This window comes from Mesorhizobium sp. C432A (assembly GCF_030323145.1).
In the GTDB taxonomy this organism is placed as follows: Bacteria; Pseudomonadota; Alphaproteobacteria; order Rhizobiales; family Rhizobiaceae; genus Mesorhizobium.
This window is the reverse complement of sequence record NZ_CP100470.1, coordinates 1354181-1374493: the sequence shown is the minus strand read 5'-3', so window position 1 is coordinate 1374493 and position 20313 is coordinate 1354181. Positions and strand designations below refer to the sequence as shown.

26 protein-coding genes are annotated in these 20313 nt (G+C 63.8%); 6 read left to right on the top strand and 20 right to left on the bottom strand.

Going from position 1 to position 20313, the window contains the following annotated elements:
- Positions 1 to 20 precede the first annotated feature (20 nt).
- Together NLY33_RS06595 and NLY33_RS06590 are read right to left on the bottom strand one after the other, a co-directional pair.
- Positions 21 to 377 (bottom strand): YciI family protein, encoded by a 357-nt coding sequence (locus NLY33_RS06595; RefSeq protein ID WP_023670506.1) that lies wholly within the window; start codon positions 375 to 377, stop codon positions 21 to 23.
- Positions 374 to 589, bottom strand: a complete 216-nt coding sequence (locus tag NLY33_RS06590; protein ID WP_023683889.1) for a hypothetical protein — start codon at positions 587 to 589, stop codon at positions 374 to 376. Before NLY33_RS06590 ends, NLY33_RS06595 begins: the two co-directional genes overlap by 4 nt.
- A 219-nt stretch (positions 590 to 808) precedes the next feature.
- On the opposite strand from NLY33_RS06590, the gene NLY33_RS06585 reads away from it, so the two are divergent.
- Positions 809 to 1234 carry an OsmC family protein gene (locus tag NLY33_RS06585; protein ID WP_023670508.1) on the top strand — a complete coding sequence of 142 codons (426 nt, stop codon included), beginning with the start codon at positions 809 to 811 and terminating at the stop codon, positions 1232 to 1234.
- A 205-nt stretch (positions 1235 to 1439) separates the two neighbouring features.
- On the opposite strand, the gene NLY33_RS06580 is transcribed toward NLY33_RS06585, so the two are convergent.
- The 7 genes from NLY33_RS06580 to NLY33_RS06550 all read right to left on the bottom strand — a co-directional run bounded on the left by NLY33_RS06580 (position 1440) and on the right by NLY33_RS06550 (position 7061).
- Positions 1440 to 2072 (bottom strand): YceH family protein, encoded by a 633-nt coding sequence (locus NLY33_RS06580; protein ID WP_023708761.1) that lies wholly within the window; start codon positions 2070 to 2072, stop codon positions 1440 to 1442.
- A gap of 6 nt (positions 2073 to 2078) precedes the next feature.
- The gene (locus tag NLY33_RS06575; protein WP_023706720.1) at positions 2079 to 2816 is read right to left on the bottom strand and encodes a nucleotidyltransferase domain-containing protein; all 738 of its coding nucleotides are present in this window, start codon (positions 2814 to 2816) and stop codon (positions 2079 to 2081) included.
- A gap of 65 nt (positions 2817 to 2881) precedes the next feature.
- Positions 2882 to 3661: a succinate dehydrogenase iron-sulfur subunit gene (locus NLY33_RS06570; RefSeq protein ID WP_023670510.1), complete on the bottom strand. Its 780-nt coding sequence runs from the start codon at positions 3659 to 3661 to the stop codon at positions 2882 to 2884.
- A gap of 40 nt (positions 3662 to 3701) precedes the next feature.
- On the bottom strand, positions 3702 to 5531 hold the full coding sequence (gene sdhA / locus NLY33_RS06565) for a succinate dehydrogenase flavoprotein subunit (RefSeq protein WP_023706721.1): 1830 nt from the start codon (positions 5529 to 5531) through the stop codon (positions 3702 to 3704).
- Between the two features lies 1 nt (position 5532).
- On the bottom strand, positions 5533 to 5931 hold the full coding sequence (gene sdhD / locus NLY33_RS06560; RefSeq protein WP_023683885.1) for a succinate dehydrogenase, hydrophobic membrane anchor protein: 399 nt from the start codon (positions 5929 to 5931) through the stop codon (positions 5533 to 5535).
- Positions 5931 to 6350, bottom strand: a complete 420-nt coding sequence (sdhC, locus tag NLY33_RS06555; protein WP_023683884.1) for a succinate dehydrogenase, cytochrome b556 subunit — start codon at positions 6348 to 6350, stop codon at positions 5931 to 5933. The genes sdhD and sdhC overlap by 1 nt, the downstream gene beginning before the upstream one ends.
- A 240-nt stretch (positions 6351 to 6590) precedes the next feature.
- On the bottom strand, positions 6591 to 7061 hold the full coding sequence (locus NLY33_RS06550; protein ID WP_023709350.1) for a hypothetical protein: 471 nt from the start codon (positions 7059 to 7061) through the stop codon (positions 6591 to 6593).
- Between the two features lie 252 nt (positions 7062 to 7313).
- Here NLY33_RS06550 and NLY33_RS06545 point away from each other — a divergent pair, with 252 nt between their 5' ends.
- Positions 7314 to 7685, top strand: a complete 372-nt coding sequence (locus NLY33_RS06545; protein WP_023708760.1) for a hypothetical protein — start codon at positions 7314 to 7316, stop codon at positions 7683 to 7685.
- A 37-nt stretch (positions 7686 to 7722) separates the two neighbouring features.
- Here NLY33_RS06545 and NLY33_RS06540 read toward each other — a convergent pair whose 3' ends face one another.
- Positions 7723 to 8919: a GGDEF domain-containing protein gene (locus tag NLY33_RS06540; RefSeq protein WP_023698369.1), complete on the bottom strand. Its 1197-nt coding sequence runs from the start codon at positions 8917 to 8919 to the stop codon at positions 7723 to 7725.
- A 163-nt stretch (positions 8920 to 9082) separates the two neighbouring features.
- On the opposite strand from NLY33_RS06540, the gene NLY33_RS06535 reads away from it, so the two are divergent.
- Positions 9083 to 9394 (top strand): hypothetical protein, encoded by a 312-nt coding sequence (locus NLY33_RS06535; protein ID WP_023706723.1) that lies wholly within the window; start codon positions 9083 to 9085, stop codon positions 9392 to 9394.
- A gap of 108 nt (positions 9395 to 9502) precedes the next feature.
- On the opposite strand, the gene leuC is transcribed toward NLY33_RS06535, so the two are convergent.
- The 8 genes from leuC to rplS form a co-directional block, all read right to left on the bottom strand.
- Complete coding sequence (gene leuC / locus NLY33_RS06530) at positions 9503 to 10912, bottom strand: 3-isopropylmalate dehydratase large subunit (protein ID WP_023670518.1); 1410 nt, start codon at positions 10910 to 10912, stop codon at positions 9503 to 9505.
- Positions 10913 to 10983: 71 nt separating this feature from the next.
- A complete protein-coding gene (locus NLY33_RS06525; RefSeq protein WP_196813720.1) occupies positions 10984 to 11193 on the bottom strand; it encodes a hypothetical protein in 210 nt (69 codons plus the stop codon).
- A complete protein-coding gene (locus NLY33_RS06520; RefSeq protein WP_023706725.1) occupies positions 11190 to 11825 on the bottom strand; it encodes a class I SAM-dependent DNA methyltransferase in 636 nt (211 codons plus the stop codon). Before NLY33_RS06520 ends, NLY33_RS06525 begins: the two co-directional genes overlap by 4 nt.
- 58 nt (positions 11826 to 11883) lie before the next feature.
- The gene (locus NLY33_RS06515; RefSeq protein WP_023706726.1) at positions 11884 to 12699 is read right to left on the bottom strand and encodes an amino acid ABC transporter permease; all 816 of its coding nucleotides are present in this window, start codon (positions 12697 to 12699) and stop codon (positions 11884 to 11886) included.
- Between the two features lie 169 nt (positions 12700 to 12868).
- Entirely contained in the window at positions 12869 to 13669 is an 801-nt protein-coding gene (locus NLY33_RS06510) for a transporter substrate-binding domain-containing protein (protein ID WP_023687705.1), read from the bottom strand.
- Positions 13670 to 13906: 237 nt separating this feature from the next.
- Positions 13907 to 14404 (bottom strand): MarR family winged helix-turn-helix transcriptional regulator, encoded by a 498-nt coding sequence (locus tag NLY33_RS06505; protein ID WP_023683877.1) that lies wholly within the window; start codon positions 14402 to 14404, stop codon positions 13907 to 13909.
- Positions 14401 to 14829, bottom strand: coding sequence for an organic hydroperoxide resistance protein (locus NLY33_RS06500; RefSeq protein WP_023706727.1), 429 nt, complete (start codon positions 14827 to 14829; stop codon positions 14401 to 14403). The genes NLY33_RS06505 and NLY33_RS06500 overlap by 4 nt, the downstream gene beginning before the upstream one ends.
- Positions 14830 to 14981: 152 nt before the next feature.
- Complete coding sequence (gene rplS / locus NLY33_RS06495) at positions 14982 to 15521, bottom strand: 50S ribosomal protein L19 (protein ID WP_023683875.1); 540 nt, start codon at positions 15519 to 15521, stop codon at positions 14982 to 14984.
- 325 nt (positions 15522 to 15846) lie between these two features.
- Here rplS and NLY33_RS06490 point away from each other — a divergent pair, with 325 nt between their 5' ends.
- Positions 15847 to 16599, top strand: coding sequence for a sulfite exporter TauE/SafE family protein (locus NLY33_RS06490; RefSeq protein WP_023706728.1), 753 nt, complete (start codon positions 15847 to 15849; stop codon positions 16597 to 16599).
- Here NLY33_RS06490 and trmD read toward each other — a convergent pair.
- Positions 16581 to 17279, bottom strand: coding sequence for a tRNA (guanosine(37)-N1)-methyltransferase TrmD (gene trmD / locus NLY33_RS06485; protein WP_023706729.1), 699 nt, complete (start codon positions 17277 to 17279; stop codon positions 16581 to 16583). The genes NLY33_RS06490 and trmD overlap by 19 nt on opposite strands.
- Positions 17276 to 17875 carry a ribosome maturation factor RimM gene (gene rimM / locus NLY33_RS06480; protein WP_023706730.1) on the bottom strand — a complete coding sequence of 200 codons (600 nt, stop codon included), beginning with the start codon at positions 17873 to 17875 and terminating at the stop codon, positions 17276 to 17278. Before rimM ends, trmD begins: the two co-directional genes overlap by 4 nt.
- A 118-nt stretch (positions 17876 to 17993) precedes the next feature.
- Between rimM and NLY33_RS06475 the strand changes: the two genes are divergently transcribed.
- Entirely contained in the window at positions 17994 to 18932 is a 939-nt protein-coding gene (locus NLY33_RS06475) for a tyrosine recombinase XerC (protein WP_023706731.1), read from the top strand.
- Between the two features lie 73 nt (positions 18933 to 19005).
- The gene (locus NLY33_RS06470; RefSeq protein ID WP_023706732.1) at positions 19006 to 20070 is read left to right on the top strand and encodes a TraB/GumN family protein; all 1065 of its coding nucleotides are present in this window, start codon (positions 19006 to 19008) and stop codon (positions 20068 to 20070) included.
- Positions 20071 to 20313: the final 243 nt, after the last annotated feature.

Here is a 20313-nt window from a genome sequence, read left to right as displayed (position 1 = left end):
GTGAGGGAGCGGGGGCTAGTTTAAGACCCCGGCACGTCGTAGATCGCCCTGACTTCGACGGTGCCGATTTCGGCCAGCGGAATTTTGCCGGCGATCTCCAGCGCCTGTTCGAGAGTGTCGGCTTCGATCATGACGAAACCAAGCAACTGCTCCTTGGTTTCGGCAAACGGACCGTCAGTGATCAGCCGCTTGCCTTGGCGCCGCCGCACCGTCTTCGACGTCTTCACCGATTGCAGCGCCTGCGCGATGATCAGCTTGCCTTGCTGGTCCAATGACCGGTCATAGGCCATCGAATCGGCGTCGAGCTTGGCCAAACGCTCCGGCGTCATGGCATGGAGGTCCTTTTCCTCGCCGTAGACCAGACAGACATATTTCATTTCCAGCTCCCTTGCTGTGACGAAGCATATGCGATCACGGCGCCGGCGGCATCCTTGCCGGCAGCAGCGTGGTCGAGCACGCAGACCGCAATGCCGATCACAGCGACCGCAGCAAGCAGCCGGCCGAAGCCGGAAGGTCGCGAGCACTCGATCTCGTGTAGACGCGCGCTTTTGTCGGCGTCGTTCCAATGGGCAGAAAACAGATTGTTCATCTTGGATCTCCATCCGCCACGAGAATCCGTGGACGCTCGCAGGACGGCCGGCGCCGATGCAAGTCGACATTTTTGCACGCACATTTTTCAGAAAAGATTTGCAGGGCTCGCCGGCGTCGCATCCGGCCGAAACAGCGCGGTGGTCTTCCCCTGCCGCCGCGCTATAGTTGGAGGGAACGCCGCGTGGCCGGCGCTGTCGCTGTAATCAAGGAGAATCTTATGGACCGCACCGCAAACGCCGTCTGGAAAGGCAATCTGAAGGAGGGCACGGGCACGCTCGACAGCCAGAGCGGCACCTTGAAGGGCACGCCCTATTCGTTCAAGGCTCGCTTCGAGGACGAGAGCGGCAAATCCGGCACCAATCCCGAAGAGTTGATCGCGGCGGCACACGCCGGCTGCTACGCCATGCAGCTGTCGCATTTCCTGGCCGAGAACGGCACGCCCGCCACCGAGCTCGACGCCAAGGCGGTGGTGACGCTGGTGCCCGGCACCGGCATCACCGGCAGCGCCATCACCCTGATCGGCAAGGTACCGGGCATCGATGCGGCGAAGTTCAAGGAATTGGCCGAGAAGGCCAAGGCCGAATGCCCGGTTTCGAAGGCGCTCGGCGCCATCAAAGTGTCGCTCGACGCGAAACTGGGGTGATCCGCCGATTTTGCCCGGGGTAGCGATTCTTCGCGCCCCCCTCTGCCCTGCCGGGCATCTCCCGGGGAAATTGGAAGCTCGGTAGCTGGCACTCTTCTTTCGACGTTCGTAATTGGCGAAGGCCGGCGTGACATCTGATCTCCCCACTTGAGGGGGAGATGGCCGGCAGGCCAGAGGGGGTGCTGTCCCGCCGACGTCTCGGATACTATTGGGCGCCCAGCGCATCAAGCCGGGCGCGAAGGGCTACGACTTCCTGCTCCAGAGCCTCCAATCTCGCTTCCAGGTCGGAAGCAGGCAAGGCCGGCGCGCTCCGCTGCACCGATAACGCCGCGACGTCCACCGGTCCTGCGAGCAGATGCATAAAACGGTCCTCGCGCTGCCCCGGCCCGCGCGGTATTTCCTGGACGAGCGGCGGGCGGCGGCCGATCAGCATGTCGAGTTCGCCACGCAGGTCCTCGACGGACGAAAACCGCGCCATGCGCTCAGCTCGCGCCAGCAACTCATGCGCCGTCTGCGGCCCGCGCAGCAAAAGCAGGCCGATCACCGCGGTCTGCGGCGTGGTCAGCGAGAAGCGCTGCGCCATCTGATGCTCATAGCGCTCGACGCGCGAGCCGAACATCTGACGCACCAGCCCCTTCTGCTCGAGCAGCTTGAGAGTCCGATGCACCTCCGTCTGCTCCAGCGCCATGACAGGCTCGCGCGCCGTCTTCTGGTTGGCGGCTGCAAGTGCTGCATTCAGCGTCAGCGGATAGACATCCGGCGTCAGCTCCCTCTTCTCGATCAGGCAGCCGAGCACACGGGCTTCGACGGGATTGAGAATGGGAAGGTCATCGCTCATTGAAGTTCAGCCTCCCGGCGGTAAAATTCGGTTGCAAGGGCATGTTTGCGCGCTTGGCCGGCTTTGTCCCTGACGGGGCCGACTAGGTTCATTTCGTGGTGACCATAGCGGGCTTCGAGATAGCGCGCGATTGCGGTCGGGATGAGGCCCGAGACCCATCTCCCGCGTCCGGCTTTTGCGCTCGATCAGGCCGCGGATTTCGTCGCTGGCTTGAGCCGGTATCTCGGTCTGATCGAGGCATTCGCCAAGGTTCATCGGCGGCAGGCTGGCAAAGCCGCGCTGTTCCATCCAGTCGAGCGCCACGAGCGGGCGGATCAGATAGAACAGCTTCTTCAGCTTCACCTCGCCGGAGAAACTGCCGATCTTGGCGACATGCGAACGCGCAAGGCCGAGATAGTGGTGCGATACCTTCGCCGGATCGACGATCTCGGCCAGCAAATCGAGAAGGCGCTGGCGAAACCCCGAAACCTCCTCATAGACGATCGGCGACTTCGCCCATTCGACTATGACGGCATTGCCGCCAAGCGCCAGCAGCAACGCCTTGCGCAGATCCCAGCCGCCGGCATCGATCTCGCCTTCGATCGGAAACTCGATCACATCGCGCGCCTGCTGCAGCACGAGGTGATCGGTTACCGGTCTGATATAGACAAAGCGGCAGTCATAATCGCTGTCGGGAGACGGAAACCCCCAGGCGCGGCTGCCGCTTTCGATGGCAAACAGGATTTTTACAGGCTGGCTTCGCACCAGATCGAGGCGGGCGCGCAGCGCCGCGACGGCGTCCGGCGAAAAGTCGGCGGGTAGCGACGGCGTCAGACTCTGCGCTCCACCATCATCTTCTTGATCTCGGCAATCGCCTTGGCCGGGTTGAGCCCCTTCGGGCAGGTCTGGGCGCAGTTCATGATGGTGTGGCAGCGGTAGAGCCGGAACGGGTCTTCGAGATCGTCGAGCCGTTCGCCCGTGGCTTCGTCGCGGCTGTCGATCAGCCAGCGATAGGCCTGCAGCAGCGTCGCCGGGCCGAGATAGCGGTCGCCGTTCCACCAATAGCTCGGGCACGAGGTCGAGCAGCAGGCGCATAGGATGCACTCGTAGAGCCCGTCGAGCTTTTCGCGGTCCTCATGGCTCTGCAGCCATTCCTTGGCTGGCTCTGGCGACACTGTCTTCAGCCATGGCTGGATCGAGGCGTGCTGGGCGTAGAAATTGGTGAGGTCGGGCACCAGGTCCTTGACCACCTGCATATGCGGCAGCGGGTAGACTTTGACGGCGCCGGAAATGTCGTCGCAGCCCTTGGTGCAGGCCAGCGTGTTGGAGCCATCGATGTTCATGGCGCAGGAGCCGCAAATGCCTTCGCGGCAGGAGCGGCGCAACGCCAGCGTCGGGTCGATCTTGTTCTTGATCCAGAGCAGCGCATCGAGCACCATCGGCCCACAATCGTCCATGTCGACGAAATAGGTGTCGATGCGCGGGTTCTCGTCATCGTCGGGCGACCAGCGGTAGATGCGGTATTCCCGCAGGTTGGTGGCGCCCTCCGGCTTCGGCCAGGTCTTGCCCGGCTGCACCTTGGAGTTCTTGGGAAGCGTTAGTTCGACCATTACCTCTGGTCCTTTCGGATGACGGGCTTCGGCACCATGGTCAGTACACCCTGGCCTTCGGCGCGATCTTGGCAAGGCTGATGCCGCCGTCCTTTTCCGCCACCAGCGGCTCGGTGTGCACGGGACGATAGCTGAGGCTCACCTGGCCGTCCTCGCTTAGCCGAGCCAGCGTATGCTTGCGCCAGATAATGTCGTCTCGGGCCGAAAAATCTTCGCGCGCATGCGCGCCGCGGCTCTCCTTGCGCGCCTCGGCGCCGTAGACCGTGGTGATGGCGTTGGCCATCAGATTTTCCAGCTCCAGCGTCTCGACCAGGTCGGAATTCCAGATCATCGAGCGGTCGGAGACTTTCAGGTCCTTGAGCTCGGTCCATATCTGCGAAATGCGCTTGCAGCCGTTTTCGAGCGACTCCTGTGTGCGGAACACGGCGGCGTCTTCCTGCATCGCCTTCTGCATTTTCTCACGCAGAACAGCGGTTGGCGTCGAGCCATTGGCGTGGCGCAGCCGGTCGAAGCGGTCCATGATCTTTTCGACCGAGGCTTCGTTGGGCGAAGGGATCGCCGAATTACGGTCGATGACCTGGCCGGCGCGGATTGCGGCGGCGCGGCCGAACACCACCAGATCGATCAGCGAGTTCGAGCCCAGCCGGTTGGCGCCGTGCACGGAGGCACAGCCGGCCTCGCCGACCGCCATCAGCCCGGGTGACACCCGGTCAGGATTCTCGACCGTCGGGTTCAGCACCTCGCCCCAGTAATTGGTCGGCACGCCGCCCATATTGTAGTGCACCGTCGGCAGCACGGGGATCGGCTCCTTGGTCAGGTCGACGCCGGCGAAAATCCTGGCCGATTCCGAAATGCCCGGCAGCCGCTCATGCAGCACGGCCGGATCGAGATGGTCGAGATGCAGGAAAATATGGTCCTTGTTCTTGCCGACCCCGCGGCCTTCGCGGATCTCCAGCGTCATGCAACGCGAGACGACGTCGCGCGACGCCAGGTCCTTGGCCGACGGCGCGTAGCGCTCCATGAAGCGCTCGCCCTCGGAATTGACGAGATAGCCGCCCTCGCCGCGCGCGCCTTCGGTGATCAGGCAGCCGGCGCCGTAGATGCCGGTCGGATGAAACTGCACGAACTCCATATCCTGCAGCGGGAAGCCGGCCCGTGCCGCCATGCCGCCGCCGTCGCCTGTACAGGTGTGCGCCGACGTCGCCGAGAAATAGGCGCGGCCATATCCGCCGGTCGCCAGCACCACCATCTTGGCGGAGAAGCGATGGATGGTGCCGTCGTCGAGGTTCCAGGCGACGACGCCGGTGCAGGTGCCGTCCGGTTCCATGATCAGGTCGAGCGCAAAATACTCGATGAAGAACTGTGCATTGTTCTTCAGCGACTGGCCGTAGAGCGTGTGCAGGATGGCGTGACCGGTGCGGTCGGCGGCAGCACAGGTGCGCTGCACCGGCGGGCCGTCGCCATAATTCATCATGTGTCCGCCGAACGGCCGCTGGTAGATCTTGCCCTCTTCGGTGCGCGAGAACGGCACGCCGTAATGCTCGAGCTCGTAGACCGCCGCCGGTGCCTCGCGCACCAGATATTCCATGGCGTCGACGTCGCCCAGCCAGTCCGAACCCTTGACGGTGTCGTACATGTGCCACTGCCAGGAGTCCGGACCCATGTTGGACAGCGACGCGGCAATGCCGCCTTGTGCCGCCACCGTGTGCGAGCGGGTCGGGAACACTTTGGTGATGCAGGCCGTGCGCAGGCCCTGCTCGGCCATGCCGAGCGTGGCGCGCAGGCCGGCGCCGCCGGCGCCGACGACCACCACGTCGAACTTGTGGTCGACAAAGGTATAGCCGGTGGCCGATTTCGCGTCCTTGGCCAAATCAGCCTCCGAATGCCAGTTTGAGCAGGGCGAAGATCGAGGCGACGCCGACCGCTATGGTGAAAAACGTGCTGAGTGCGATCAGCGCCAGCTTCATGCCTTCGGCATGCACGTAATCCTCGATAATGACCTGCATGCCGACACGCATATGGGTGAGACCGGAAACGAGCACCAGCGCCAACACCAGCGCCACGAACGGACTGGCGAGCGCCGCCCGCACCTCGGCGAAGCCGGCGCCATTGAGCGCGATCAGGAACCCGACGAAGAACAGTATCAGCGGGATGTTGGCAATGGCCGTCAGCCGCTGTCGCCAGAAATGCCCGGTGCCTTCGCGGGCCGAGCCCAGACCGCGGACCTTGGCCAGCGGCGTGCGCATATCGTTGTTGTTCGTGCCGCTCATCACAAGGTTCCCCGCGCCATGTAGCCGGCGACCCAGATCAGCAGCGTGAGCAGGATGGAACCGGCGAGCGTCGCCCAGGCGATCTTCGATGCCGTGTGTTTCTCCAGCCCGGCGCCGGTGTCCCAGACGAGATGGCGCACGCCGCCCAGCATGTGGTGCATCAGCGCCCAGGTGTAGCCGAACAGGATGAGCCGGCCGAGCCAGGTGCCGAAGGCCCAGTTGATCCAATCGAAAGCGCCTTGCGAACTCGCCGCCGCCATCAGCCACGCGGCGACCAGCAGCGTGCCGAAATACAGCGCCCCGCCAGTGATGCGGTGAATGATCGACATCGTCATGGTGATCGGTGGGCGGTAAATCGTCAGGTGCGGCGAGAGCGGCCGTTCACGTCTGGCGGTTCGGGTGGCTGGTGATTTGCTCATGGCTGCCCCAGTTCGATGTCCGGAGCCGCGGTGGAAAGCGGCACTTACCGCCTCGATATATGACTTCAGACAGCCGGTTTCTAATGCTCTTTTTGCACCGCGTCAAAGCCGGAAAATCGTTTTGAAAACGTCATTTAGTCTGACAAAAGGCTGCTGTTTCGCTTCAATCGATTTGGCCACCGTCGAAAGCCAGCGCACCGTTCGCTGCAGTGCGGCATTTCCTTTGCAATCGACGCCAGGCTATCGTTTGCAGGTCTGTGGTGTCGAGCCCCTCTTCATCACCAGCGCCTCGCGCGCGTCGATCACGATTGCGTCATGCGACGCAGCTTCCTGGTAGCGGCTGGACTGGTTGGCGGGTGATGCGGCAAACTCCTCGGTCGTGCCATCGGGCCTGACAACGCGCAACGCCGTGCCGAGGTTCTGGATGGTGATCATGCCGCCATTGCCGCATCTGTAAGTTGCCGTGCCGACAGCAGACCGCGGCGCGGTAAGGTCGGTGACGATCTTGGCTGAAGGTGCGGCAGGCGCTGTCGGAGCCGTTGCGGAAGCCGGGGGCGCCACAGGTGCGGCGGACTGCTGAGCCGGCACGGGCGCGACAGTGGGTGGTACGGTATTCACCGCCGTCGGCGCGCCGTTCTGCGGCACGCAGGCTGCGGCAGTCAGCAAGGGGATCGACAACAGCGTCACCCGAAACGTCCGGCGTAACGCCATATGCTGTCCTCCTGCACGGCTAACTAGCCGCGATGTTCCACCAAGATCAAGCTCACCCGACGTCAGCGTAGTTGTGTGCGTCGCGGCCGATGGTGCGGGCAAGCATGGCCGAATGATGACGCCCGGGTTTCCATCCCGTCGGATATTAACCATGTTTGGCGAGAGATCGCCGCCGGATGCGCCTGCCCTCTTAACAAAGGTTAAGAAAAGGTTAATTTCCGATTCGATCGGGTCCACAGCAGAGAGGACACCATGCTTTCGAATTCAGGAAGAGCGCGCCTTGCGGCGCTTGTGCTGGCGACAGCCAGTCTCGGCTTCGCCGCCCCGGCAATGGCCTGGTCGCGCCATCATGACCGCGTCTATGCCGATTCCCTAGGCAATCTCGTCATCGACAGCGCCGCCGGCTACAAGCGCATCATTGCCGGCCAAGGCAGGCTGGCCAAGAAATTGTCCGACTACACCAGCGCCGGGCAGCCGGAAGCGGAACCGGAAGTCCTTTATGAAGACGAGGCGGATCACATCTCCAGGCGTGGCTGCTACCAGCCGCCGGTGTTCGTGAAGGGCCGCTCCTATATGTACGGCCTCTCCGATGGCGAAATGCCCAACCTCAGCCCTTGCCGCTGATGATCCGGCACGGCCGAGAGGCCGTTTAAGCGAGACGCTAACCGACGCTGCCTGTATCCGGGATGAACACCGTTTCCGCCCGCTCATAGGACAATCGCACGCTGTCGCGGCCGTTCTTCTTGGCCTTGTAGAGCGCTTCGTCGGCGCGCCGCATCAGCGGCTCCAGCCCTTCGTCGCCGGTGCGCGCCGCGACGCCGAAGCTCGCGGTCACCCTGGTGCCCGGCGGCAACCCGTCGACACTGCCGGCCGAATAGTGCGTGCGCACGGCTTCGGCAAACAGCCGCGCCGTGGCAAGATCGCTCAGCGACAGAAGCACAGCGAACTCCTCGCCGCCGATGCGGCCGGCAACCGCACGCGTGCCGGCGGCCGCGCGAAGCTTGGCGGCGAAGTCGGCGATCACCTGGTCGCCCGCGGCATGTCCGTATTTGTCGTTGAGCGCCTTGAAGTGATCGAGATCGGCCAGCACCAGCGCGACCGGCACCTTGGTAACAGCGCAATGCTGCAGCACCAGCAAGGCGCGCTCCTCGAAACCCCTGCGGTTGAGCAGGCCAGACAGCGGATCGGTGTGCGTCTCGGTCTTCAGCGCCTTCATCACGTCGAGCGCAGCTGCCGAGAACAGGCAGAGCGCGATCAGCAACGACAGCAGCGCGTGCGTCAAAAGCGCCGTCGTCCAGTAGGACGAGCCATAAAACCCGTCATAGCTGGTGAACGGCCCGTGCGAGATGACGACGAGCAGCGTGCGGCCGATGAAGTTCAGCCCGGACAGCAGCGACAACACGAACAGGATTTTTTCCGTCGGGCCGTTCTTGCGCACGGCGCGCAGCTCGGCAGCGACCAGCAGGCTGAGGCCGCCAAAGCCGAAATTGATCGACAGGATGCGCCAAGTCAAGTCCGGCTGGACGAACAGGAACCAGCAGAATGCCACCATCCCGCCACCCGCCAGAATGCCGATCGCGATATAGGGCACGCGCCTGCCGTAGCGTGAGATGATCGCACCGACGAGGCAACAGGCGGCGAGCGTGAAGCAGAGGTTGGAGACCAGCTTGGTCAGCACCATGCCGCCGGGCAGCGTGAAATACTGCAGCAGGAAGCCGGGCGCGGACACGCAATAGCTCGTGCCGAGCACAGCCAGATAGGGCCGGTGGCGCTGATAGAACCACAGCACGAGGAACGCCGCGCCGAGCGCCAGCGCGATCGTCGGATTGAGCAGCGCTATGAACAGGCCGGTGTCCAAAGGACGGTGACTTCCCCGCTTGACGTCAGGGAAGACCTTAGAGCGCAAGCCCCAACAAGCGGTTAAGCCGGGACGAATATGCAAGTCGCCACTCATGAAGCTGGTGCACGGAACCGGGACCTGAGGCCGGCGTTTCCTGACAGCAATCAAGGAGAAGTTGTTCATGGCCGACACGATCACGCTGACCGATCACGAAGCAATTCGCTCATGGGCCGCAGGGCGCGCCGGATTTCCGGCGATCGTCGATGTATCGCCCGAAACCGGAACGCAGCCGTTGCTGAGGCTCGTCTTCGGCCAGCACGCCTATCAGGACCAGGATCAGCCCGAACGCCCGGTCAACGCAGGCGGCTACGAGCTGGTCGAATGGGACGAGTGGTTCAAGATCTTCGACGAGCGCGAACTGGCGCTGGTGGTCGCGACCGACGAACCCGGCAGCCGGGAGGAATTTCATGAAATCATCCGGCGTGCCGGCTAGGGCATAATACCCCAAGGGTCTTAGAGCGGCGCGCTTTAAACAAAACCCCGAACGGTTTTGCCGTTCGGGGTTTTGCATACGCTCAGATCAGGCTTGAACCAGTCTGCGCTATTTCCAGTCGCGGATGTCGACGAAATGGCCGGCGATCGCCGCCGCCGCCGCCATTGCCGGCGATACCAGATGGGTGCGGCCCTTGAAGCCCTGCCGGCCTTCGAAATTGCGGTTCGAGGTCGAGGCGCAGCGCTCATGCGGCTTCAGCCGGTCGTCGTTCATGGCCAGGCACATCGAGCAGCCCGGCTCGCGCCAGTCGAAACCGGCGGCAATGAAGATCTTGTCGAGACCCTCGGCCTCCGCCTGTTCCTTGACCAGACCGGAGCCCGGCACGATCATCGCATCGACATGCGCACTCACCGTCTTGCCTTCGACCACCTTGGCCACCGCACGCAGATCCTCGATGCGGCCATTGGTGCAGGAGCCGATGAAGACGCGGTCGAGCGTGATGTCGGTGATCTTCGTGCCCGGCGTCAGCCCCATATAGTCGAGCGCGCGGATCTTTGACGTCCGCTTGTTCTCGTCCGTGATCTCTTCCGGATTGGGAACGACGCCCTGCACCGAAACGACGTCCTCGGGCGAGGAACCCCAGGAGACGATCGGCGGCAGCTTGGCCGCGTCGAGCACGATCACCTTGTCGAAATGCGCGCCCTCGTCGGACTGCAGCGTCTTCCAGTATTCGAGCGCGGCGTCCCACGACGCGCCCTTCGGCGCGCGCGGCTTGCCCTTGACATAGGCGAAGGTGGTTTCGTCGGCCGCGATCAGGCCGGCGCGCGCGCCGCCCTCGATCGACATGTTGCAAATCGTCATGCGGCCTTCCATCGACAGCGCGCGGATCGCCTCGCCGGCATATTCGATGACATAGCCGGTGCCGCCGGCGGTGCCGATCTCGCCGATGATGGCCAAGATGATGTCCTTGGCGGTGACGCCTTCCGGTAACTGGCCATCGACACGCACCAGCATGTTCTTGGCCTTGCGCTGGATCAGCGTCTGGGTCGCCAGCACATGCTCGACCTCGGAGGTGCCGATGCCATGTGCCAATGCGCCGAAGGCGCCATGCGTCGAGGTGTGGCTGTCGCCGCAGACAATGGTCATGCCAGGCAGCGTGAAGCCCTGCTCCGGCCCGATGATGTGGACGATGCCCTGGCGGATATCGTTTTCGGAGTAATATTCGACGCCGAAATCCCTAGCGTTCTTGGCCAAGGCCTCGACCTGGATGCGGCTTTCCTCGTTCTTGATGCCGAACTTGCGCTCGGGCGAGGTCGAGACATTGTGATCGACCACGGCCAGCGTCTTTTCCGGATGCCGGACTTTTCTGCCGGTCATGCGCAGACCTTCGAAGGCCTGCGGGCTGGTCACTTCATGGACGAGATGGCGGTCGATGTAGAGCAGACAGGTGCCATCATCCTGGCGGTCGACGACATGGTCGTCGAAAATCTTGTCGTAGAGGGTGCGCGGTGCGCTCATGTGCGTAAATCCGTCGATTTGCAAAAAGGGGAAGGGCAGACGCGCGAAGCCTTCGGCGCGGCGAAAGCGGCTTAGCTAAGTCGGCTGGTGAGCGCGCCGGAAATGCGCGAAGAGAAACGCGACGGCAGGCGTTTTCTGTCCTGCAGCACGAAACCCTTATAGGCCGGATCGCCAAAAAGCTCTTCCATGGCGTGGCTCATACCAATGTTTTGGCTTTTCGGCAATTGCGGCGTGTTTTCGCTTCTCCCCTTGTGAGAGAAGGCGAAGAGGGCGGCGCTCAAAGCACCTCGAACACAAAAGTCTTCACCAGCGCGTCCGGCTCGGCGATCGCATAGCAGCGGAACCATGGGCTTTGCTCGGCCGGCCGCCATTTCCCGGCCCGCTCCAGCCCGTCGAACACGGCCTGGAAGCCGCCGCTGTCAAACACCTGGTCGCGCACGGTGAAGATGGCGTGGCCGCCTTTTCTGGTGATGCGGACAAGCTCGTGCAGGCCGGACGCCGGCGCATGGCCGATGGTGAACACGCCAGTCGAGAAGAAGGCGCGGAAATGCCCGTCCGGCCAGGGCAGCGGCCCGCCGAGCATTGCCTGCTTCAGATCGCCATAGGCATTGCGGCTGCCGGCGATCTTCAGCATGTCGTCGGAGAGGTCGAGCCCGGCAATGTCGTGATAACCCAGCGCCTTCAATGACGGGCCCGACAGGCCGGTGCCGCAGCCGGCGTCGAGCAGCGGTCCTTCGCCCACCTGCACATGGCGCGCCACCCAGGCGGTGATCAGGAACGGCAGCAGATAGCCTAGCGAAGCGGTTTCGCCGTCATAGGTCGCGGCCCAGTCCGCATAGGCCTTGGCCAGCCCTTCCGGCGTGTCGGCCGAATAGACGGTGCCCAGCGCCGCATTGGCCTTGTCGATCGTCATCGCATGCATCCTCCGGAATCCTGTCCCCCGCGATCGTAGCCGTGCCCGCGTCGGACTTCTATTCCTGCTGCGCCCGCCGCAGTCGCTGCTCCAGCCCCCGCAGCGCCAGCGACAGGCTGACGGTGAGGATGAGATAGATATAGGCGACGATCGAATAGGTCTCGAAGAAGCGGAACGAGCCGGCGGCGTAGATCTTGCCCATCTGGGTGATGTCGGCGACGCCGAGCACCGAGACCAGCGAGGAATCCTTGACCATGGCGACGAAGTCATTGCCGAGCGGCGGCAGGATGGTGCGGATCGCCTGTGGGAAGACGATCAGCCGGAAGCGCTGCGAGCGCGTCAGCCCGAGCGCCTTGGCAGCCTCGATCTGGCCTTTCTCGACCGACTGGATGCCGGCGCGAAAAACCTCGGAGATGAAGGCGGAATAACCGATGGTCAGCGCCATGATTGCACGCCACAACAGCGACACGTCGCGCACCAAAAGCTCGCCGAGATAGCCGGCGTTTTGCAGCGGTGCGGTCAGGGCATTCCACGCAGCTACGAAGGCCGGCGCGCCGGCGAAGGCGATCCAGAACAACAGCACCAGGATCGGCACGCCGCGGATGATCTCGACATACAAACGAGCGATCTGCCTGAGCCAACGCGACCCCGACAACCCCATCAGCGCAATGCCGAGCCCGACGGCGGAAGCCAGCGCGAAGGCGACCACGGTGACAAGAATGGTGATGCCGATGCCTTTGGCGACGGTGGCAAAAACCTGGGCGTAGAGATCGCTGGCGGCAATGGAGAGCGCAGCGACGACGGCGAGCGCGATCGCGGCGGCAAGCCACCAGGGAAAATCGGGTTTGAGAGTCGAAGCGGGGGGCGTGGCCATCAGGGCGCTTCACCCTCCCCCTTGTGGGGAGGGTCGGCGAACAAGCTTTGCATCGCAAAGCTGGTGAGCCGGGGTGGGGGTCGTGACAAAGCGCCGGCGCTGGCACCCCCACCCCGCTCCGCTTCGCGGATCGACCCTCCCCACAAGGGGGAGGGTAAGGAGTCGGACATCACTGCCCCATCTTGTAGTCGAGAAACCACTTCTTGTTCAGCGCCTCGATCGTGCCGTCGGCCTTCAGCGCCGCGATCGCCGCGTTGACCGGCTTCACCAGGTCCGAGCCCTTCGGGAAGATGAAGCCAAAATCCTCGGTGCCGAGCGGGCCGCCGATCAGCTTGAGCTTGCCGCCGGAGGCATCGACATAGCCTTTGCCGGCGGTGCCGTCGGTCAGGACGACATCGACGTCGCCGGATTTCAGTGCCTGCACCGAAGCGCCGAAGGTCTCGAACTGCTTGATACGCGGGTTCTGCTCATTGCCGTCGAGCACGCTGTAGACGGCGGTGTAGAACGGCGTCGTTCCGGCCTGCGCGCCGATCAACCCGTCCTTGAAGGCGGCGAAGGTCTTGGCGTCGGTGAAGCGGCTTTCATCGGCGCGCACCAGCATGAACTGCTCCGAACGCATATAGGGGTCGGAGAAATCGACCTTCTCCTTTCGGTCGTCCTTGATGGTGATGCCGGTCATGCCAATGTTGTACTGGTTGTCGGAAACCGCCTGGATCATCGCGTCCCAGGAGGTGTTCTGGTACTCCACCTTGAAGTTCAGCCGCTTGGCGATTTCGTCCATCGCGTCATACTCCCAGCCGATCTGCTTGCCGGTCTTGGCGTCGATGAACTGCAGCGGCGGATAGGCGTTTTCCGTCACCACCACGACCTTCTTGCCGCCGAGATCGGGCAGCGCATCGGCCGCCCATGCAGCGACGGGCGCGAGGAAACAGGCCGCGAGGGCGGCCAGCAGCAGCTTCGATTTGGTCATGACACGCTCCAGGATGAGAAGCCCGCTTGCAGCCGGGCTCGCATGAAAATCCAGGCGCGACTTTAGCCGTCCGCAGACGGCTTGCAAGCCGGTCCGGTGCTCAGCGTCCGGTGAAAGCGGATTCCAATGCCTTCAACCAACGCGGTTTTAGAACGTCCCGTGGTCGGAATTTATTCCGTGATTGCGCCGCCGGCAAACCAGGCCCCTCCTGGACACGGGAACCCGTCAGATGACGGATCAGGATGGTGACGTAGCCTCACGCAGCTTGGCGACAAATCCGGTCAAGGTCCGGTGCAGCGACTTCAGCTCCTCGACTTCCAGCGGCATGGCGCAGGCAAGGCCTGCGGATACGTCCTTGATGCGGGCGCGCAGCGCCTGGCCCTTGGCAGTCGGTTCGACCAGCACGCGGCGCTCGTCGGCCGGATCGCGACGGCGAGTGACGAGACCAGCCGCTTCCATCCGCTTGAGCAGAGGCGTCAATGTCGCCGAATCCAGCCCCAGCGCCTCGCCGAGTTCGCCGACCGTGCTCGGCGCATGCTGCCACAGCGCCAGCATCGCCAAATATTGCGGATAGGTCAGGCCGAGCGGGTCAAGCAGCGGCCGATAGAGCTTGGTCATCAGCCCGCTCGCCGAATAGAGCGCGAAGCAGAGCTGCTGGTCGAGGCGCGGAACGGCGATCCTCCCGGCGGTGTCCGCCGGGACTTCGCTGGCCCTGGTTTCGGTCTTCGTCGTCATGCTGCCTTTGCCGGAAGCGCCACGGTCGAAAGCGCCACCTCGACATTGCCTTTGATCGCATTGGAATAGGGGCAAATCTGATGCGCGGCCGATACAAGCGCTTCCGCCACCGCCTGATCAAGGCCTTTCGTCTCCGCGGCGAGTGCGACACCAAGTTTGAAGCCTTCACCATTGGGAAGCAGGCTGACGGTGGCGCTCACCGCCGCATCCTGCAGCGGCAGCTTCTGCTTGCGCGCGACGAAGCGGATGGCGCTTTCGAAGCAGGCGGCATAGCCGACCGCGAACAGCTGCTCGGGATTGGTGGCGCCACCCTGTCCGCCGAGCTCCTTCGGCAAAGCGAGGTCGACCTTCAGCAGGCCGTCGCTGGTCTCGCCGTGGCCGGCGCGGCCGCCGGTGACGCGAGCCTGTGTGGTGTAGAGTGCCATGTCAGTTCTCCATTTGGTTTGTAAACGATTATTTAGTGTACAATGTAATTCGGGTCAACAGCCGTGGCCAAACTCTCGGCCGGCAATCGTTCACAGTCTGGTGAAACGAAAAAAGGCGGCCAAGCCGCCTTTTCAAAATCCTTGGACCAGGTTTATTCGGCCGGGGTCGCTTCCGCCGCCTTTGCAGCCTCGTCGGCGGCCTTCTTCTCGGCGGCTTCCTTGGCGGCCGTCTCGGCGGCCAGCGCCTGGGCAGCGGCAACCTTCTCGGCTTCGATGCGGGCCTTCTCGGCGTTCAGCGCGTCGCGTTCTTCATCGTTGAGCTTGCGGGCGCGCACGCCGGTGTTTTCCGAAATACGGGCCGACTTGCCGCGACGGTCGCGCAAATAATAGAGCTTGGCGCGGCGCACCTTGCCGCGGCGCACGATCTCGACGCCCTCGACCATCGGCGAATAGACCGGGAACACGCGCTCGACGCCTTCGCCGTAGGAGATCTTGCGGACGGTGAAATTTTCCTGGAAGCCGGCGCCGGCGCGGGCGATGACGACGCCCTCATAGGCCTGGACGCGGGTGCGGGTGCCTTCGGTCACGCGGACCTGGACGCGCACGGTGTCGCCGGGCTGGAATTCGGGAAGCTTGCGCTTGGCTTCGATCTTGGCGGCCTGTTCGGCCTCGAGCTGACGGATGATATCCATGTCAGTAATCCACTTCTTGTTCTTCCGACAGTCAGAGCGTCCGACACTCGCCTTGCAGTTCCTATGACCGCTCGGCTATGCCTTTTGTCCAGAGACATCTTGTCTTCGAAACATTGGGCAGGGGCGACTACACCGTCATTGTTGACGGGTCCGGGAGATTTTTCTCGCCAGTACGGGCGGGCACATACAGCTATTTCGAGGCTTTGTCACGCCTTGGCCCTGTCTTTTTTGGTCGCATGCCACCACGCAATCGTCCAGTGCGGGGTTGCGCCGACCCTTCAAGCTTCCTAATCCGGGGGCAGCACTCTTGTCCGGCGGCCTCACAATGTCTGTTTTCGACGCAGTCCTGCTCTTCCTCGCGGGTTTTCTGTCAGGCGCCGTCAACGCCGTTGCCGGCGGCGGCACCTTCATCACCTTCGGCGCCATGACGCTGGCCGGCCTGCCGCCGATCGTCGCCAACGCCACCTCTTCGGTGACGCAGTTTCCCGGCTACATCACCTCGACGCTGGCTTACTGGACCGACATCAAGCATTTCTGGCGCGGCGCGCTGCTGCTCTGTCTGATCTCGGCTTTGGGTGCGCTGGCCGGTGCGCTCATCCTGCTGGCGCTCTCCAACCCGTCGTTCCGCGCCTTGGTGCCGTGGCTGCTGCTGGCCGCAACCGCCTTGTTCGCCGCCGGGCCGTGGCTGAAACCGGCGCCGAAGCCTGGGCATGAAGCCACGGTCGGCTCGCTGGCCGGTTCGCTGGCACAGTTCGCCACCGCCATCTATGGCGGCTTCTTCGGCGCCGGCATGGGCGTGATGATGCTGGCGACGCTCGGCCTGACGCAAGCCGGCGACTATCACCGGCTGAACGCGCTGAAGAACATGCTGGCCGTGGTCATCGCCGCCGTTGCCATACTGGTCTTCGTTTCCGGCGGCGTTGTTGCCTGGCCTCAGGCAATCATCATGATCCCCGGCGGCGCGCTCGGCGGCTATGCCGGCGTATGGATCGCCAAGCGCGTGCCGCAAAACGCAGTACGCGGCTTCGTCATCGCCGTCGGCCTGTTTCTCGCCGTCTACTATTTTGCCAAGGGCTGAGCGGCGAGCAAATCCGGCCGGCGCTCCCTGGTCAGCTTCTCGGACTCCGCACGCCGCCAGGCGGCGATCTTCTTGTGGTTGCCGGAGACCAGCACGTCGGGGATCGGCCTGCCCTCGAACTCCTGTGGCCGCGTGTAATGCGGGTGTTCGAGCAGGCCGTTCTCGAAACTTTCTTCCTCGCCCGACACCGCATTGCCCATGACGCCGGGCAACAGCCGCACAACGGCGTCGAGCAGCACAAGCGCCGCCGGCTCGCCGCCCGACAGGATGAAATCGCCGATGGAGACCTCTTCCAGTCCACGCGCCTCGATCAGCCGCTGGTCGACGCCCTCGAACCGGCCGCAAACGATGACGGCGCCTGGCCCGCCAGCCAGTTCGCGCACGCGCGCCTGCGTCAGCGGCTTTCCACGCGGGCTCATCAGCAAACGCGGCCGCGGATCGCCCGCCGGCGACGTGTGGTCGATCGCCTTGGCCAGCACATCGGCGCGCATCACCATGCCGGCGCCACCGCCGGCCGGCGTGTCGTCGACGGTGTGATGGCGATCGCTGGCGAAGTCGCGGATCTGGATAGCTTCCAGCGACCATGTCCCGACTTCGAGCGCCCGTCCGGCCAGCGACAGGCCTAGCCCGCCCGGAAACATCTCGGGATAGAGCGTCAGCACCGAAGCCTTGAACGTCACCGGTTGCCCCCGGCGTCGCGTGGCCCGCGCGGCCGGCCCTTCGCGTCGAAGTCTTCTTCGCGCGGCGCCTCGCCATCCTCGTCCTCGACCAGCCCGGCCGCCGCCGGATCGACACGGACAAAACCTTCGGCAACCACCACCTGCGGCACGGCAGCCTGCGTGAACGGGATCAGCACGCCTTTGCGCCCGCCAAGCGTGACATCGAGAATGTCGCCGCCGCCGAAATTGTGCACCGCCACCACCTTGCCGATGACCGCGTCCTTATCGTCGCGGACTTCAAGTCCGACGAGATCGGCGTGGTAGAATTCGTCCTCCTCGCCATCGTCGGGCAGCATCGAGCGGTCGACGAACAGCTCGGTTCCGGCCAGCGCCTCGGCGGCATTGCGATCGGCAATGCCCTTGAAGCGCACCACCACGACGGTGTTGGCCGGCCTTATGTCGGTGATCTGGAAGGCGCGGCCGTCCTTGGCATAGAGCGGCCCATAATCGGCCAGCGCCATCGGCTCGCCAGTGAAGGTCTTCACCCGCAATTCGCCCTTGATGCCGTGGGCGGCGCCGATCACGGCCATTTGCACGGGGTTCTGGGGCTTCGACATGGCTGATATCCTTTGCCCTGCTCTAACGCCCTACCGGCGTCATTTCAATGATCGCTCGTGGCCATTTCAATGACAGGTTCTTCACCGCTTCCTAACCCGGCTGCCTGACAATGGCGGCATGCAGGAATTTCTCATCCCGGCAAAACCCGACCTCCAGGCAGCGCGCGAAAGCTGGCTGAAGATGCTGGCGCGCGAGCGCCGGCTGTCGCCGGCGACCGTCGAAGCCTATGAGCGCGACACGCGCCAGTTCCTGCATTTCCTCACAGGGCATTGCGGCGGCTCGCCTGGTCTTTCCGACATCGCCACTCTCCGCCCGGCCGATCTGCGCGGCTTTCTTGCCGCGCGGCGCAACGCCGGCGCCGGCGCCCGCACGCTCGGACGCGGCCTCGCCGGCATCCGCTCGCTGCTGCGCTTCCTCGAACGGCGCGGTCTCGCCAATGCCGCCGGTGCCGCGGCGTTGCGCGCGCCGCGCCAGCCGAAATCGCTGCCCAAGCCGCTGACCGCCAGCGATGCCAAACATGTCGTGTCGGTGGAAGGCCAGCTGGCTGAAGAGCCTTGGATCGCCGCCCGCAACGCCGCCGTGCTGACGCTGCTTTATGGATCGGGCCTGCGCATTTCCGAAGCGCTGGGCCTCAGCGCCGCCGACCTGGCATCGGAAGCCGACACCGTGCTGCGCGTCACCGGCAAGGGTGGCAAGACACGGCTGGTGCCGGTGCTGCCGGTGGCGCTGCGGGCCATCGCCGAATACCGAAAACTGTGTCCCTACCATCTCGATCCCAAGGGCCTGCTGTTTCGCGGCGCCCGGGGCGGGCCGCTCAACCCGGCCATCGTCCAGCGCGACATGGCCAGGCTGCGCTCGGCGCTGAACCTGCCCGACACCGCGACGCCGCACGCGTTGCGCCATTCCTTCGCCACCCATCTGCTCGGGCGCGGCGGCGACCTGCGCACCATCCAGGAACTGCTCGGCCACGCCAGCTTGTCGACGACGCAGGTCTATACCGGCGTCGACACGGCAAGGCTGCTCGAGATCTACGAATCCGCCCATCCCCGCGCGTGACACTGTATAAGTCCAGGACAATTTCCCCACGCCGGTTAACCGTTTCGCCGCTTTTCAGTCCTAGAACCGCACCATGAAACGCGCCCTTGCCATCGCCGACCGCGCGGCCCTTGTGTCGCTGAAGCTGCTCGTCGCGCTCAACGCCCTGTTTTTCCTGTCTTTTCTCGTCGCGTTGCTGCTTGCCATGGGCAAGGCGCATGCCGAAGCCCCGGCCTGCGCCGGCGCCGATCTGCTATCGGCCCTGCAGAAGGAAGACCCCGCCGCCTATGCCAGGATCGAGACGGAAGCAGCAGCGACGCTGAACGGCAAGGGCCTGTTGTGGAAGCTGGAGAAATCAGGCGAAAAGCCGTCCTTCCTGTTCGGCACCATGCACATGACCGACCCGCGCGTGACCACTCTGCCGCCGGCAGCCAGGAAAGCCTATGACGCTGCCGGCACCATCATCATCGAGACCACCGACGTGCTCGACAAGCAGAAGATGATGGAGGCCATGCTCAAGGAACCCGAGCTGATGATGTTCACCGACAACACGACGTTGTCGTCGCTGTTGTCGCCGGAGGATGCGGCGGTGGTGAACAAAGGGCTCGATGCGCGCGGCATTCCGCCGGCGAGCGTCTCCAAGATGAAGCCGTGGCTGCTGTCGGCCATGGTCGCGCTGCCGGTCTGTGAGGTCGCCCGTCAGGCAGGCGGCGCACCGGTTCTGGACGTCAAGCTGGCGCAGGACGCCAAGGCCTTGGGGAAGCCGGTGGAAGGGTTGGAGACCGCTGCCAGCCAGCTGCACGCCATGGCCTCGCTGCCGATTGCGTTCCACATCAAAGGGCTGGTCGAGACCCTGAAGCTCGGCGACAAGATAAACGACATCAACGAAACCATGATCGTGCTTTACCAGCGCGGCGACACCGGCACCTTCTGGCCGCTGTTGCGTTCGATCTCGCCCGACGAAGACGACGACGCAGGTTACGCCGAATTCGACCGGACGATGATCACCGGCCGCAACAAGGTCATGGCCGACCATGCCGCACCGATCCTGGCCAAGGGCAATGCCTTCATGGCCGTCGGCGCCATGCATCTTCCCGGCCCCGAAGGCCTGGTCGAGGATTTTCGCAAGGCCGGCTATACCGTCACCGCCGTCGACTGAGCAGCGCCCGTCTTGAATACCGAATCACGTAAGCCCGGCTCTGTGCGGTGCGCAACTGATTCGCAAAGCGGAGGCGGTTGGCCCTATTTTTGGCGGAAAAGGCCAGCTAAGCTCGTTCTACCTCGTTCGTGATTGATTTTGCGGGGGAAATACAGGCCAACAAGCGGTTGCGAATCAGAATTTTCCTGCGTTCGTCAATTTGAAGGCCTAGTATGAACCCGTTCAACGGTTGCGCGTTGAGGG

Bases quoted from the DNA above. Each gene is read 5' to 3' on its own strand.
- NLY33_RS06595 (WP_023670506.1), bottom strand. From the start codon at position 377: ATGAAATATGTCTGTCTGGTCTACGGCGAGGAAAAGGACCTCCATGCC.
- NLY33_RS06590 (WP_023683889.1), bottom strand. From the start codon at position 589: ATGAACAATCTGTTTTCTGCCCATTGGAACGACGCCGACAAAAGCGCG.
- NLY33_RS06585 (WP_023670508.1), top strand. From the start codon at position 809: ATGGACCGCACCGCAAACGCCGTCTGGAAAGGCAATCTGAAGGAGGGC.
- NLY33_RS06580 (WP_023708761.1), bottom strand. From the start codon at position 2,072: ATGAGCGATGACCTTCCCATTCTCAATCCCGTCGAAGCCCGTGTGCTC.
- NLY33_RS06570 (WP_023670510.1), bottom strand. From the start codon at position 3,661: ATGGTCGAACTAACGCTTCCCAAGAACTCCAAGGTGCAGCCGGGCAAG.
- sdhD (WP_023683885.1), bottom strand. From the start codon at position 5,931: ATGAGCGGCACGAACAACAACGATATGCGCACGCCGCTGGCCAAGGTC.
- sdhC (WP_023683884.1), bottom strand. From the start codon at position 6,350: ATGAGCAAATCACCAGCCACCCGAACCGCCAGACGTGAACGGCCGCTC.
- NLY33_RS06550 (WP_023709350.1), bottom strand. From the start codon at position 7,061: ATGGCGTTACGCCGGACGTTTCGGGTGACGCTGTTGTCGATCCCCTTG.
- NLY33_RS06545 (WP_023708760.1), top strand. From the start codon at position 7,314: ATGCTTTCGAATTCAGGAAGAGCGCGCCTTGCGGCGCTTGTGCTGGCG.
- NLY33_RS06535 (WP_023706723.1), top strand. From the start codon at position 9,083: ATGGCCGACACGATCACGCTGACCGATCACGAAGCAATTCGCTCATGG.
- leuC (WP_023670518.1), bottom strand. From the start codon at position 10,912: ATGAGCGCACCGCGCACCCTCTACGACAAGATTTTCGACGACCATGTC.
- NLY33_RS06520 (WP_023706725.1), bottom strand. From the start codon at position 11,825: ATGACGATCGACAAGGCCAATGCGGCGCTGGGCACCGTCTATTCGGCC.
- NLY33_RS06515 (WP_023706726.1), bottom strand. From the start codon at position 12,699: ATGGCCACGCCCCCCGCTTCGACTCTCAAACCCGATTTTCCCTGGTGG.
- NLY33_RS06510 (WP_023687705.1), bottom strand. From the start codon at position 13,669: ATGACCAAATCGAAGCTGCTGCTGGCCGCCCTCGCGGCCTGTTTCCTC.
- NLY33_RS06505 (WP_023683877.1), bottom strand. From the start codon at position 14,404: ATGACGACGAAGACCGAAACCAGGGCCAGCGAAGTCCCGGCGGACACC.
- NLY33_RS06500 (WP_023706727.1), bottom strand. From the start codon at position 14,829: ATGGCACTCTACACCACACAGGCTCGCGTCACCGGCGGCCGCGCCGGC.
- rplS (WP_023683875.1), bottom strand. From the start codon at position 15,521: ATGGATATCATCCGTCAGCTCGAGGCCGAACAGGCCGCCAAGATCGAA.
- NLY33_RS06490 (WP_023706728.1), top strand. From the start codon at position 15,847: ATGTCTGTTTTCGACGCAGTCCTGCTCTTCCTCGCGGGTTTTCTGTCA.
- rimM (WP_023706730.1), bottom strand. From the start codon at position 17,875: ATGTCGAAGCCCCAGAACCCCGTGCAAATGGCCGTGATCGGCGCCGCC.
- NLY33_RS06475 (WP_023706731.1), top strand. From the start codon at position 17,994: ATGCAGGAATTTCTCATCCCGGCAAAACCCGACCTCCAGGCAGCGCGC.
- NLY33_RS06470 (WP_023706732.1), top strand. From the start codon at position 19,006: ATGAAACGCGCCCTTGCCATCGCCGACCGCGCGGCCCTTGTGTCGCTG.